The organism is Pseudomonas sp. E45-MNA-CIBAN-0222 (assembly GCF_040310405.1).
Taxonomy (GTDB): Bacteria; Pseudomonadota; Gammaproteobacteria; order Pseudomonadales; family Pseudomonadaceae; genus Stutzerimonas; species Stutzerimonas stutzeri_AC.
In genome coordinates, this window is record NZ_JBEOPU010000001.1 from 141,307 (window position 1) to 155,246 (window position 13,940).

9 protein-coding genes and 1 pseudogene are annotated in these 13,940 nt (G+C 63.5%); 6 read left to right on the forward strand and 4 right to left on the reverse strand.

All coding sequences use genetic code 11. The annotated features are described in order from the left end of the window. Position 1 precedes the first annotated feature (1 nt). The 4 genes from tolQ to AAEZ08_RS00630 are packed head-to-tail and all read left to right on the forward strand — an operon-like array spanning position 2 to position 3,989. Positions 2-715 (forward strand): protein TolQ, encoded by a 714-nt coding sequence (tolQ, locus tag AAEZ08_RS00615; protein ID WP_058064430.1) that lies wholly within the window; start codon positions 2-4, stop codon positions 713-715. Positions 716-726: 11 nt separating this feature from the next. Further along, positions 727-1,191, forward strand: coding sequence for a protein TolR (gene tolR / locus AAEZ08_RS00620; RefSeq protein WP_003282022.1), 465 nt, complete (start codon positions 727-729; stop codon positions 1,189-1,191). Continuing rightward, positions 1,191-1,997, forward strand: a complete 807-nt coding sequence (locus AAEZ08_RS00625) for an energy transducer TonB (RefSeq protein ID WP_500123531.1) — start codon at positions 1,191-1,193, stop codon at positions 1,995-1,997. The genes tolR and AAEZ08_RS00625 overlap by 1 nt, the downstream gene beginning before the upstream one ends. A 30-nt stretch (positions 1,998-2,027) precedes the next feature. Further along, positions 2,028-3,989, forward strand: a complete 1,962-nt coding sequence (locus AAEZ08_RS00630) for a PhoX family protein (protein WP_003282025.1) — start codon at positions 2,028-2,030, stop codon at positions 3,987-3,989. A 202-nt stretch (positions 3,990-4,191) separates the two neighbouring features. Here the strand turns inward: AAEZ08_RS00630 and AAEZ08_RS00635 are convergent, their stop codons facing one another. Then, on the reverse strand, positions 4,192-4,683 hold the full coding sequence (locus AAEZ08_RS00635) for a phosphatidylglycerophosphatase A family protein (protein WP_003282026.1): 492 nt from the start codon (positions 4,681-4,683) through the stop codon (positions 4,192-4,194). Positions 4,684-4,897: 214 nt separating this feature from the next. Between AAEZ08_RS00635 and AAEZ08_RS00640 the strand changes: the two genes are divergently transcribed. Next, on the forward strand, positions 4,898-6,622 hold the full coding sequence (locus AAEZ08_RS00640) for a potassium/proton antiporter (protein ID WP_102819734.1): 1,725 nt from the start codon (positions 4,898-4,900) through the stop codon (positions 6,620-6,622). Between the two features lie 52 nt (positions 6,623-6,674). Here AAEZ08_RS00640 and AAEZ08_RS00645 read toward each other — a convergent pair whose 3' ends face one another. Together AAEZ08_RS00645 and AAEZ08_RS00650 are read right to left on the reverse strand one after the other, a co-directional pair. After that, positions 6,675-6,863 carry a hypothetical protein gene (locus AAEZ08_RS00645; protein WP_148273157.1) on the reverse strand — a complete coding sequence of 63 codons (189 nt, stop codon included), beginning with the start codon at positions 6,861-6,863 and terminating at the stop codon, positions 6,675-6,677. Positions 6,864-7,074: 211 nt separating this feature from the next. Further along, positions 7,075-10,061: pseudogene (locus AAEZ08_RS00650) on the reverse strand (PAS domain-containing protein). Between the two features lie 208 nt (positions 10,062-10,269). Between AAEZ08_RS00650 and AAEZ08_RS00655 the strand changes: the two are divergent. Continuing rightward, positions 10,270-12,222: a UvrD-helicase domain-containing protein gene (locus tag AAEZ08_RS00655; RefSeq protein ID WP_500123532.1), complete on the forward strand. Its 1,953-nt coding sequence runs from the start codon at positions 10,270-10,272 to the stop codon at positions 12,220-12,222. On the opposite strand, the gene AAEZ08_RS00660 is transcribed toward AAEZ08_RS00655, so the two are convergent. Further along, positions 12,219-13,940 (reverse strand): bifunctional protein-serine/threonine kinase/phosphatase, encoded by a 1,722-nt coding sequence (locus AAEZ08_RS00660; protein ID WP_500123533.1) that lies wholly within the window; start codon positions 13,938-13,940, stop codon positions 12,219-12,221. The two genes, AAEZ08_RS00655 and AAEZ08_RS00660, sit on opposite strands and share 4 nt — an antisense overlap.

Genomic DNA, 13,940 nt, shown 5'->3' on the forward strand with positions numbered 1-13,940 from the left:
TATGCAAACGACTCTTGAGCACATGTCCGTCTGGGGCCTGATCAGTGAAGCCAGCCTGGTGGTTCAGGCGGTGATGGTCATTCTGGTGCTGGCTTCGGTGTCCAGCTGGTATCTGATCATTCGCCGCAGTGTTGCGTTGCGCAGCGCCGAGCGCTTGCAGCGTGGTTTCCAGCAGCGCTTCCGTCAGGGTGGCGATCTTGCCCAGCTTTACCGCGAAGGCCAGGAAAAACCGTTGCCGGAAGAGGCCGCGTTGCAACGCATTTTCCTTGCCGGCTATGCGGAATTCGCCCAGTTGCAGCGCCAGCCAGGCATCGCGGCGGATGCGGTGGCGCAAGGTGTCGAGCGCAGCCTGTACGTGGCCATCGCCGAGCAGGAAGAGCGTCTGGAGAAGGGCCTGCAGTTTCTCGCTACGGTAGGCTCGGTCAGCCCTTACATCGGCCTGTTCGGCACCGTTTGGGGGATCATGAATTCCTTCCTCGGGCTGTCGCAGGTGCAGCAGGCGACGCTTTCCACGGTTGCCCCAGGTATCGCTGAAGCGCTGATCGCTACAGCCATCGGTCTGTTCGCGGCAATACCGGCGGTGATGGCCTACAACCGCTTCGCCGCGCGCGGGCAGACGCTGACCGGACGTTACTACGCTTTCGGCAACGAGCTGCAGGCGCGACTGCACCGTCGGCTGCACGCCGGCTCGCCCAGCGTTGCCGCAGCCGCCTGAGGAGGTTTGTCATGCTAGTCAGGCCACAGCACAAACACGGGCCCAAAGCGGAAATGAACGTGGTGCCCTATATCGACGTCATGCTGGTGCTGCTGGTGATCTTCATGGTCACCGCACCGATGCTGGTGCAGGGCGTCAAGATCGAGCTGCCCAAGGTGGCTGCCGAGGCGCTGCCGGTTGAAAACGAGCGGCAGATCCTCACCCTTTCGGTGAAGGCTGACGGTGGCTTCTATTGGAATCTGGGTAGCGAGCTGGATGTCGAGAACCAGACCGATACTGCCGTGGACTTGGCAGAGCTACAGGCCAAGATCGGTGCAATCATCGCTGAGCGGGGGGACACCCAGGTCTACATCCGCGCTGATGAGGCAGCCGATTACGGACGCGTGGTTGCCGGCATCGCCGAACTGCAGCGCGGTGGCGTGCTCAACCTGGGGCTGATCACCGAGGCGCCTGCCGATGTGGGGCAGGGGCAATGATGAGCACGTTCAGCCCGTCTGCAGCGCAGGGCTACGAACCTCATCATCAGCGGCAATGGGTTGGGTCAGCCGGGGCGGCGCTGCTGACGGTCGGGCTGCACGCCGGATTGTTCACGTTGTTGCTCACAGGCTGGACACCGGCGCTGGAGATGCCTCGCGCTACGCAGGTAATGCACACCGAGCTAATCAGCCTGCCACCGCCTGCAGTGCCTGAGATGCTGGCAGAACCGCCTGTCGAGCCGGTGGTGGAACCGCCGCCAGTCGAACCGCAGGTCGATACCGCGGCTGAGCAGTTGCGGCTGGAACAGGCTGAACTGGCGTTCAAGCGTGCCGAGCAGGAGCGTGAGGCCGAACAGAAAAAGTTGCAGCGCGAACGCCTCGAACGGCGTCGTGAAGAGCAGCGCCAGGAGCAAGCACGCGAGCAGGAGCGGTTGGCCCAGCAGGCACGGGTGGAAGAAGCCCGGCGCCAGGCGCAAGCGACGCAACGTGCCGAGGCTGCTGAACGCGCGCGTCAGGCTGCGGCGGCCGAAGCGGCTAGTCGTCAGTATCTGCCGATTGCCAAGAAGCCCCCGGTGTACCCGCAACGGGCGCTGGACTCCGGCCTGCAGGGCTCGTGCACGGTGAGCTACACGGTGGATGCCCAGGGTCGCGCGCGCTCGCCCAAGGTGGTCGGCGACTGCCACCCGCTGTTCATTCGTCCATCGCTTACGGCCGCCGAGAGCTTCCGTTACCAGCCGCGCATCGTCGATGGTCGGGCCGTGCCCGTACCGGATGTACGGAACACCTTTCACTACCGCATCGAATGATGCGAGTTGCAGACCAAGGATTCATTTTCGATGAAACAGGGTTTCACTGAATTCCACGCCAGCGTTGCTGCTCATGACGATCAGCCGGTCAATCCGAGCGGCAACGCATCGCTGGCGCAGACCATCGATCAACGCCGCCGTGGCTTGCTAAAGGGCGGCCTTGGCCTAGCTGGCATCGCTTTTCTCGGTGGAGGCATGGCAGGGGCACGAGCCGCAGCCCGACAAGATTCGCTGCTCGGCTTCGAAGGTATTCCCGCCCAGCTCGACCTGCATTTCGACCGTGTGGAGGTAGCGCCCGGCTATAGCGCCCGGGTGTTCTTTTCCTGGGGCGATCCGGTGTTGGCTGATGCGCCGCAGTGGCAGCCGGACGCCAGTGACGACTGGCAGGCCCAACTCAAGCAGGCCGGTGACAACCATGACGGCATGCATTTCTTTGCCTTTCCCGACGCGCCAGACAGCCGCGGACTGCTGGCCATCAACCACGAGTACGTCAATCCGACGCTGCATCCCGAGGGCATCAGCGTGGTCGACGGCCGGCGCCCGCTGGAGCAGGTGCGCAAGGAGCAGGCGGCCCACGGCCTGAGCGTCATCGAAGTGCGCAAGGATGCGCAGGGTAAATGGCAGCGGGTGATGGATTCGCCGTACAACCGCCGCATCTCCGGCCTTACACCAATGGCGGTTGCCGGGCCGCTGGCCGGCCACGCAGCGATGAAAACCAAGGACGACCCGGAAGGAATGACGGTGCTGGGCACGCTGAACAACTGCTCCAGCGGGTTCACGCCCTGGGGCACCTATCTGGTCTGCGAGGAGAACTGGCACAACTACTTCGTCAACCACGACCCCCAGGACCTCGCCGCACGCGTCTCGCATAACCGCTACGGTATCGCCGGCAGCGGCATGAGCAAGCTCTATGGCTGGGGCACGGTTGATCCGCGCTTCGATGCCACGCCGCAGGCGGATCAGCCCCATGGCGGCTTCGTCAACGAGCCGCACCGTTTCGGTTGGGTGGTGGAGGTCGATCCGTTCGATCCGCAGAGCACTCCGATCAAACGCACCGCCTTCGGCCGTTATTGCCGCGAGTGCTCGGTGCTGTCGCTGGGTGAGGACGGGCGCATGGCGTTCTACTCAGGCGACGACACCAAGGGCGAGTACGTCTACAAGTTCGTCCCCAACGGCCGCTTCGTGGCCGGTGCGGATGCTGATAATCGCCGCCTGCTGGACGACGGCACGCTGTATGTCGCGCGTTTCGACGCCGACGGCAGTGGCCAGTGGCTGGCGCTGGTGCACGGCAAGCACGGTCTGACCACGGAGAACGGCTTCCCCAGCCAGGCAGAGGTGCTGCTCAACGCCCGCGCCGCCGCCGACCGCGCCGGGGCGACGCCGATGGATCGGCCGGAGTGGGTGGCGGTGCATCCCGACAGCCGCGAGGTCTACGTCACGCTGACCAACAACGACGGACGCGGCGCCAAGCAGCCGCTGGACAAGGCCAATCCGCGCCCGAACAACCTGCACGGGCAGATCCTGCGCTGGAATGAAGAGGGCGCAGACCCGACGGCGACGCGCTTCCAGTGGGAAGTCTTTCTGCTTGCCGGTGAGCAACGCGGCGCACGGGATGCCCAGGGTAATGCGGTTGCCGCCAATCTGATTGGCACCATCGATGGCGACCGCTTTTCCTCGCCGGATGGCCTGGCGTTCGACCGTGATGGACGGCTGTGGATCGAAACCGACTTCGACGATGACCAGCCCGCGATGCAGGCGATGGGCACCAATCAGCTGCTCTGCGCCGATCCGAAAACGCGCGAGGTGCGGCGTTTCCTGGTTGGACCACGAGGGTGCGAGATTACCGGCATCACCTGGAGCCCGGATTACCGCGCCATGTGGATCAACGTGCAGCACCCCGGGCTGAGCTTCCCGGCCAGCGACGGCCAGTCACGCCCGCGTTCATCCACGATGCTGATCACCAAGAACGATGGTGGGGTGATCGGCAGCTGACGGTAGCGTCAGCGAATTGGGCCGAGGCAAAGCGACCTCTGCCATCGTGGGCTGGCTCGTGCACGACTTGCTGCAGAGCTTGCACATGCGCAGCATGATTTGCTGCGCTGGTTGGCACCTTGCGCTGGTACGGGCGCCTATGCCAGCCCACGGGTGCATGGTGAATCAAGGGCAGCGTCCGTTAGCTGGACATTGACCGGAACTACGCTCGCTGCCGTAGCGCTAGAGTCCAGCGCAGGACGAGCCAGGCTAACAGCGCGGCGAGCACGTCATCCAAGACGATACCCAAGCCACCACCAATGGTTTCGACGAATCCAATGGGCGGAGGCTTGGTGATATCGAACAGCCGGTAAAGTAGGAGTCCAGCGCCTATCGTCCACCCCCTATGAGCTGTTGCCAGACCAACCAAGACGAGTGGGAAGGCGAGATACTCGTCGGCAACGATCTGCGCAGCATCGCCACCGCCAAGCCAGTGTGAGGCCCAGTGGCACAGCGGAACACCGACCAATAGCAACGCGGTTATGATCAGCAGTTGTCTTGCTAAAGGCTGACCCCAAAGCCACCACGCTAACGGTATACCCAGCAGTGATCCCAAGGTTCCGGGCATCCAGGGCGATAGTCCCAGCCCGAAACCCGTGGCAATCAATAAAACGACATGCTCCGTGATCAATTGTCGAACCTCTGTGATGACCATCTGGCGTAGCTCAAAAAATGCCTTGCAACGTGTGGCATGAAATCAATTCGACCGTTGGGTATCGAACATCGCACAAATTGAACGCCGCTTTCTCCTGCTGCTAGCAAATGCGGCCACGAGGCACGTCGGTGCCGGCGTGGCTCGCTGCGCTTACTACGATGCTGCGCCGGCTCACGAAACATCATGGCGGCGCATTGATTAATAAGGACCCACGATGTTTGCAATCGACAAGCTACTGCTGCTGGCTGCAGTACTGATTCTCTTCGGCGTGCTATCCAGCAAGTTGTCAGCTCGTCTCGGGCTCCCCGTGCTGGTGTTGTTTCTGATCACCGGCATGCTTGCGGGTGAGAACGGCATTGGCGGGGTCGTTTTCGATAATGCGGTCGCTGCTCATGCGCTCGGCACCCTGGCCTTGGCGCTTATTCTTTTCGACGGTGGCTTGCAAACGCCCGTCTCATCAATACGGAAGGTCTGGAAGCCAGCTTCGCTGCTAGCAACCGTCGGGGTACTTGCAACGGCCGCTATCGCAGGGCTGGCAGCGGCATGGATGCTTGAGCTTCCGGTTCTTGAAGGCATGTTGCTGGGGGCAATCATCGGGTCGACCGATGCTGCAGCGGTGTTTTCGCTATTGCGAAATGCCGGAATTCATATCAACCAGCGACTCAAGTCGGTCTTGGAGATCGAAAGCGCTTCCAACGACCCCATGGCAATCTTCCTGACGGTGGGCCTATTGGAGGTCCTGGTTAACGGCATGCCCCTTGGCTGGGGGCTGCTTCAACTGTTCCTGATGCAAATGGGGGTAGGTGCGCTGGTCGGGCTTGGCGTCGGCTGGTCGGTGCTCAGGCTACTGAGCAGGATAAAGCTGGTCGCGACCGGCTTGTATCCGGTGCTCGTCGCGGCCGGCGGACTGCTCGCCTATGGGGTATCCGCAAATCTGGGCGGCAGCGGCTTTCTGGCGATCTTCGTCGCCGGTGTGATGATCGGAAACCAGAAATTCATTTTTCAACGCAGCACGTTCCTGTTCATGGACGGCCTGGCCTGGCTCAGCCAGATCACCATGTTCGTGGTCCTAGGTCTGCTCGTCGATCCGGTTTCGCTGCTCGACGTCTGGTTCGAGGGACTGGTGATTGCGCTGGTTCTGGTGTTGCTGGCCAGACCCCTGGCGGTTGCTCCGCTGCTTGCGCTGTTTGGTTTCAACCTCAGGGAGACGGCGCTCGTTTCCTGGGTGGGTCTGCGCGGTTCGGTGCCAATCATCCTGGCAATCTTCCCTCTGCTTTTCGGACTGCCAAATGCGCCACTGATCTTCAACGTGGTTTTCTTCGTGGTTTTGCTGTCCGCAACGGTGCAGGGCTCAACGCTCCCGCTCGTGGCGCGCAAGCTCGGGCTGACTGAGAAACCGCCGGCGGCTCCCGCCGCGACCCTCGAGATCTCATCTCTGCACGATGTCGACGCGGAAATCGTCGAGTACAAACTTGGCAACGATGCGAGAGCCTCCGGCCGACTGCTCTCGCAGATGGCGCTGCCCGAAGGCGTAGTCGTGGCGATGATTACGCGAGGATCGGCCGTCATACCGCCCCGGGGGTCGACGCGGCTTGAAGCCGGTGATCATCTGTTTGTCGTCCTCAAACCCACCAATCAACCTTTCGTCGACTGCGTTTTCTCTCAGGCGGTAGAAGCGTCGAGAACCGATCTGCCCAACCTTGAGCTTCGGCTCAAGGGCAGCACCAAGGTCGTAGACGTATGGAATTCCTACGGCATCGACCTGGCAGCAGAGAAGGAGCAGACCCTGGATGGGTTGATCAAACAGGCCCTCGACGGCACCGCCCGACAAGGGGCCGAACTCGTGGCAGGGGCAGCTCTGTTAATCGTCCGCGAGCAACTGCAGGGGCGCATTACCACGGTTGGCATTCAGGCGGCCTCGGCTGACCCAGTCAGTTAACGCAGCACCTATTGAATGGGTGAGAAGGAAAGGGTTTCGTTTGCCGCAAGACCTACGCCTTGCGCTTGCCTTCCTTTGTCTCGACACGAGAATGCCTGATGGTGAGGAGCGTGTTGGGGCTGTTGTAATCGGTGGTCCTGGCCGCACGATCTCGCTCTGCCGTGCGAAGGTCCAGCACGGCGCCCGCGCCAACCACGCCAATGCTGAGCACGGCGCAAAGGATCATCATGGGAGTATTCATGTGGTTCTCGTAGGGTAGAAAGTTGGGAACGGCGTGTAGGTTGGGGCGCCGCGCCTGTTTTCAATCCCGCTGCTGCAAGTTGGGCTCTCGAGGTGCCCACCTGCAATGGGCTTATGTTGAACGGTGCCGCGGATTGCGGGGGATGGTTACGGTGGATAGAGGCCCCGTGGGGCCACTTCCAACAGCGACGGTGCCCGCTGTGCGAGCTTGCTCAGGCGCCGCCGGCGCGCAGCTGCTCGATGGCGTCGAAAAGCTCGCTCTGGCTGAATGGTCTGGCCAGCCGTCGCAATGGCAGCGCAGGCACAGCGGCTGGCAGCTCGGCATAGCCGGAGAGCAGCAGAATAGGCAGGTGCGGCCGACTTTGCCGTGCCACGGCTGCCAGTTGCGCGCCATTCATAAGTGGCATCGCGTGGTCGGTGATGAGCATGTCTACCTGAGCAACGCGCAGCAGATCCAGCGCTTCGCTGGCCGAGCGAGCGGTGATGACGTGGTGGCCTGCGGCTTCAAGCATGCCGGCGGTGCCGAATAGCACCAGCTCGTCATCATCGACGGCCAGCACCGTTAGCGGTTTTGCGGTGCGCTGAGGGTCGCTTGAGGCGACAGGCTGATCGGCTACGTGCCGGATGGCCTCATCCAGCGCGGGCAACCAGATCTCCGCGGTAGTGCCAGCACCAGGGTTGCTGCGTAATACCAGGCGCCCGCCGGATTGCTCGGCCAGCCCGTGCACCATGGACAGCCCAAGGCCCGTGCCTTTGCCAACACCCTTGGTCGTGAAGAACGGTTCGACCGCGCGCTTGAGCGTCGTCGCGTCCATGCCCGTGCCGCTGTCGCTGACGGCGAGGCGAACGTATCGGCCGGCCGTAGCCCATTTTGTTCGGTGGTCAGCGTCTGCTCTTCAGCGCTGATGAGAATGCGGCCTTCTCCTGCCATGGCATCACGTGCGTTGGCAGAGAGGTTGAGCAGCGCGGTTTCCAACTGATTCGGATCGGTCTTTACCCGCGCCAGGTGCTGCGGCAGGTTGACGTCCAGTTGGATGGTCGGACCGAGCGAACTAAGCAGCAGTGCGCGCATGCCCTCGATCAACTGCTGAAGGTCGATCGGCGTCTTGTTCAGCTCCTGCTTGCGGGCGAACGAGAGCATGCGCGCCGTGAGCGAGGCGCCGCGCTCGGCACCGGCGCGGGCGTTGTCCACCAGGCGCAGCAGGGCCGGATCGGCCGGCATGCGCCGACGCAACAGCTCCAGGCTGCCGAGCACGGCCATCAGCAGATTATTGAAGTCATGAGCAATGCCGCCGGTGAGGTTGCCCAGCGCTTCCATCTTGTGCAGCTGCTGCAGTGTCTGTTCGGCAGCCACTCGTTCGCTGATGTCCAGTGCCTCGGGGACCAGAGCAACCACGTCGCCGCCGTCGCCCAGCACCGGACGCATGGAGAAGTCGAAGGTGCGCGTGCCGCCCGGCATGTTCAGCGCCATGGTCACATGCTCGGTGGCGCCAGCAGCGACGCGCTGGGTCATCGCCTTGATTGCCTCCGGCATCCCAGGGGTTGCGGCGAACCATGGCGATTCCCAGAAGGGTATGCCGGCGAGTTGGTGGAAGCGCGCCTCGATACCCGACAGCGCGGTGGCGTTCACGTAGAGAATCGAACCATCCGGCGCGAGCATCGCCTTGTACAGGTGCGAGGTTTCCAGCACTGCACGGATATTCGCCTCGCTGCGTGCCAGCGCCGCAGTGCGCTCTGCCACTTTGGCTTCGAGCTGTTCCAGAAAACACTGCTCGCGCTGCCTGACCGCGGCAGCCGAGCGCACGCGCTCGATATGGGCCCAGGAGCGGTCGGCGACTTCGGTGAGCAAGGCCAGTTCGCAGGTGCTCCAAACACGAGGCGCGCGATCGTGAATGGCCATCAGCGCGGTCAGTCGGCCATCTTTGACCAGCGGCATGCAGATGGTTGCAGCGATATCGAGCTGCTGGAAGGCCGCGGCCTCGGCCGGCGGCAGCTGCGCGCAGTGATCGTCGACGATGAAGGCTTCACCACTACGCAGTTTCTTCACCGCCAGTGAGCCAAAGGCCTCCAGCTGGTAGCGGCCGACGATGCTGATGCAGCCGGGTGCGGCCCAGTCGCCGCGGATGGTGAAACCGTTCTGGTCGGGGTCCATGTCTGCGTAGGCGCAGCTGGATAGGCCTAAGTGCTCGCCGAGCATGCGTGTGGTGATCGTCAAGATTGCATCGGCATCAACGCTGCGTGCGGTTTCCTTGGCCAGGGCATCCAGAAAGCGCAGGCGCTGTTCGTTCTCGCGCAGTGCCTGCTCTGCCTCGGCACGCTCGGTGACATCGTAACCCTCGACGAAGATGCCCCCGACGTTGCCATCGGCATCGGTCACCGGCTGGAAGACGAAATCCAGCAGACGCTCTTCCTCCGCTTCACCCTGGATGCGTTGCAGGCCGATACGGATGCTGGAGCCGACGAACGCGGTGCCGCTGCGGTAGACCCGGTCGAGAATGTCGATGAAGCCCTGACGTTCGACTTCCGGTAGCGCTTCACGTACCGGCTTGCCGATGACGTCCCGCTCGCCAACCACCCGAAGATAGGCCGGGTTGGCCATTTCGAAGATGTGTTCCGGGCCGCGCAGCATCGCCATGAGGCCCGGTGCCTGTTCGAACATCTGGCGCAGGCGTGTCTGCTGACCTTGCAGCTCACGCTCGGCCATTACCCGTTCGGTGGTTTCCACGACGAGGGCAATCACACCGGCCGGCTGCGCCTGGTCATCGAATACCGGTGAATAGTCCAGATTCATCCAGGCGCGCTCAGGGCGGCCGTTGCGGTAAAGCACCAGCTCCTGATCCTTGTACGACAGAGTGCCGCCGGCCAGGCCGACCTTCATCACGTTATCGTTGAAATCGGCGACCTCCGGCCAACCCTCGCGTACCTCCGAACCCAGCAGTTGTGGGTGCCGGCTGCCGGCAAACGCGGAGTAGGCGTCGTTGTAGATCATGATGCCGCGCTCGCCCCAGAGCAGCACGATGGGCGTTGGCGAAAGTAGCAGCATGGCGGTGACGGTCTTCAGGCTCGACGGCCATAGAGCCAGAGGCCCCAGCGCCGTTTGCGACCAGTCGAAGCTGCGAATCAGCGCGCTGAGCTCACCTGCGTCGGGTAGAAAGATGAGGCTCGAGTCGTCAGGCGAGGGATTGGCTGCCAGTTCCATCAAAGCGATCCGTAACGGGTTGGACGAAGTGACACGTTGGAGTAAGTCGAAACAGGGGCTGCTTCAGCTCGGACAGCCTTTTGCGCTGGAAGTCTTGCCGCTTCAACACCTGGCATTGATTTGCTGTTGTTGGTCGCTGCGGCGGCGAGAATACAGGGGAAAACCCGTACCATATCAATGATATGTAAGGGTTACGGTGAGTTTTCGGATGCTTTCTGCAGTCAAGCGCTACAAGTCCCTGGTTGCCCGGGTGTTGCAGCGCTGCTTTCCACGTACTTCGGCCCATCTGCGTGACGAGGATGAGCTGTTGTTTCGCCGCTGGCGCACCGCCCAGGGCAAAGCGCCAAAGGCAGTTAAAGGCCAGGGCAAAAGCAAGGGCAAAACCAAGCCTGCCGGGACGAAACGCGCCACGGAGAAACCGCGCAAGCCGGCCGTTCAGGGCATCTATGCGGCAGCGCAACTGAAGGTTGAGGATGCGCAGGTCCAGGCGATGCGCGACCGCGTTCGCCAGGCGGTGGCTGCCGGAATCATCAGCGCGCCGTCGGAGGAGCAGTGGGCGATGATTCTCAGCCGCAGCCCGGTGACGCGGATCTTCGCCGGCGCCGGTTCCGGCAAATCCACCACCTTGCTGCTGCGGGTGGTGTTCATGCTCTGCCACATGGGCGTCGAGCCCGGACGCCTGACGGTCATTTCCTTTACCAATGCCTCGTGCGTGCAGCTGCGCGAACAGTTGGTGCGCGTGCTCGGCTTCTGGCAGGTGCCGTTCGATGCGCAGCAGGCGCGCCAGTGCGTGCGCACCTTCCATTCGGCCATGGCGCAGCTGGCGCGTGAGGTGCTGGCCCGGCCGGTGTGGTTCGAGCAGCTGGATGACAAGGCCGCCGCGGCGGACGAGCCGGACAACCCGCTGGCCACCGCACGCCTGCGTCCGGCGCAAGTTCGCCTGCTCAAGCAGGCCTATCAGCAGTGTTACGCCGAGCAAGCGACATTCCGCGAACAGGTGCACCGCCTGCTCGATCTGCCTGAGCCTGCAGCCGAAGCCGAGCAGGGCAAGCGCGCCGCACCAAAAGCGCCAGGGGATGCCTTCACCCTGGCCGGCGAGTTCACGCCACTGCCGCTGTACGAGGCTTTCTACGCCCAGGCTGGGTTTATCGACAGCATCGGCATTCGCATCGATCAGCTGCAAGCGGCCAGATTGCAGTGCGCGGCGCGCGAAAAGGATTTCATCGAGGCGCTGGTGAGCTTCCATGGCTACTTCAGGGCCGCACTGCGAGAGCAGGGGCTGCTGACCTTCAACGAGGCCTTTCAGCAGCTCACCGAGCGCCTGGGCTCAGGCTCGGACATGCCACAGGCCAGCCTTGGGCCGTTCCAACACCTGCTGATTGACGAATTTCAGGACATCTCCCCGCAGATCGTCCAGTGGCTACAAGCGCTGCATCGCCGGCTGGCACGACAGAAGGTCGGCCCGAGTCTGATGGCCATCGGTGACGACTGGCAGTCGATCTATGGCTGGCGCGGCAGTTCGCCGGAGTTGTTCATGGACTTCGACAAGTACTTCCCGCGGCGCGGCGCCAAGGGCAGCGAGACGTTGCTGCTGGAAACCAACTACCGCTCCATCGAGCCGGTGATTCGCGATGGCGAGGCGGTGCTGGCCGGGGTTAGGTTCAAGCAGGCCAAGACCAGCCGGCCATGCAAACCGACGCAGCCCGGCGACCACGGGGTAAAGCTGGTCACCGGTTTCGACCTGAACAAGGGCCTGCCGAAGCTGATCGAGGCGATCACTGCGCAATGTGCCCATGTGGCCGAACGGCAAAGCCGCGAACGCACCGCGGTGCTGCTGCTCAGCCGGCGCAACGAGCCGCTGCGGACCATTCAGGCGCAGCTGGACCGCAAGCTGCCGGTCAAGGCTTACACCATCCACCGCGCCAAGGGACTGCAGGCCGAGGTGGCGATCATCATCGACGACTGCGCCCCGGTGCAGCCGCACCCGCTGCGCAATGCGCTGTATGCCTACTCGGGTTTCTTCCGCAACAGCTATGACCAGGCCATGGCCGATGAAAGCCTCCGCCTGGGCTATGTGGCGATCACCCGCGGCGTCAGCCGGGTGTTCTGGTACACGCGCAAGCCTCAGGGTGCCACGGCACTGTTGCGCCAGCGCGGCTAGCGCAACAGCAGCGCAACTACTGTACCGGCCAGCAGCAGCGTCAGGCCCTTCCAGAACAGCAGCGGATTGCGCTCGAGCAGCGGTGGGCGGGCGCGGTTGAGAAACGCCGGGTTGGGCTGGCGCAGCTCGAAGACGAACTCCGACAGCTCGGCATAGCGCCGCGCCGGATCGGGATGCAGCGCCTTGCCCAGCACTTCGTCGATCCACGCGGGGATATCGCGCTGCGCATGGCGCAGCGGCTGATAGCACAAACGTTTCTGCGCTGCAGTGGTACGTGCCCTGGCGACGTCGGCGCCGTAGGGCAGGCGACCGCTGAGCAGCTGATAGGCAATCACCGCCAGCGAATACTGATCCGAGCGCGGCGTGCCGGCCTCGCCGAGGAAGTACTCCGGGGCGGTATAGGCGGCGGTGCCGAGCAGGTTGTCCTGCGTACCCGGCGCGTTGCGCTCGGTCAGCCCGGCGACGCGGGTCGAGCCGAAATCGATGATCTTCAGGGTGCCGGTGGCGTCGATCATCAGGTTCTGCGGGCGCAGGTCCTGGTGCAGCATTTCCAGGCGGTGGAAGGCGCGCAGGCCGCGGGCGATCTGCTCGACGATGCCGCGCACGGTTTCCAGGTCCGGCTGTGGATGGTCGAGCATCCACTGCGCCAGCGTCTGGCCATCGATAAATTCGCTCACCGTGTACAGGTAACGGCGCTGCCGTGGCGGCGGGCAGGCCTTGACCACGTGGGGATTGTCCAGGCGGCGGGCGATCCACTCCTCCAGCAGGAAGCGCTCCAGATAGGCCGCGTCGCCCCGCAGATCCATCGACGGCGTCTTCAGCACCACTTTGGCGCCGCTGGCTTCGTCGACGGCCAGATGCACATGGCTGCGGCTGCTGATGTGCAGCTCGCGAACGATGCGATAGCCGTCGAACTGCATGCGCGGCTCCAGCAGTGGCGGCAGCGCCAGCTCGCCGAGTTGCCGCTGCACGTCGTCGACGGCCTGCTCCGGCAGGCTGTCGATGCGTACCAGCTGTGCGGTGAGGTTGTCGTCGCTGCCGTTGGCCAATGCCCGCTCGACGATCCGGCGCGCCGCCAGGTCGAGGTCGTCGCCATGCTCGGCGACGAGCTGCGCCGCATCCCGCGCGCCGATGTGCTCGTAGACGCCATCGGTGGCGAGCAGGAACAGATCGCCGACCGCCAGCGGCAGGGTGCGGTAGTCGATCTCCAGGTGCCGGTCGATGCCCAGCGCGCGGCCGAGGTAGCTGGTATCCGCCGACACGCGCACGCGGTGATCTTCGGTCAGCTGTTCGAGGCTGCCGTCGCGCAGTCGATAGATGCGCGCATCGCCGACGTGGAACAGGTGCGCGCTGGCCGACTTGAGCACCAGCGCGCTGAAGGTGCAGACATAGCCGCGGTCGCGGTCATAGCGGTGCGGGCTGTGGCGGGTCTGCGCATGCAGCCAGGAATTGATCGCCACCAGCACCCGCTGCGCCGACTGCTTCACCGACCAGGCGTCGGAGGTGCAGAAGTAGTCGGAAAGAAAGCTCGCCACCGCGGTTTCGCTGGCGATATGGCTGACCTCGCTGCTGCTGATGCCATCGGCCAGTGCAATGGCGATGCCCTTGCTGGCGAGCTGGGCGTCAGCCGGCACGCAGGCGCCGTGAAAGTCCTGGTTGGCCGGTTTGCGTCCGCGGTCCGAATGCTGGCCGAGGGAAATGGCGAGTTGGCTGGGCAT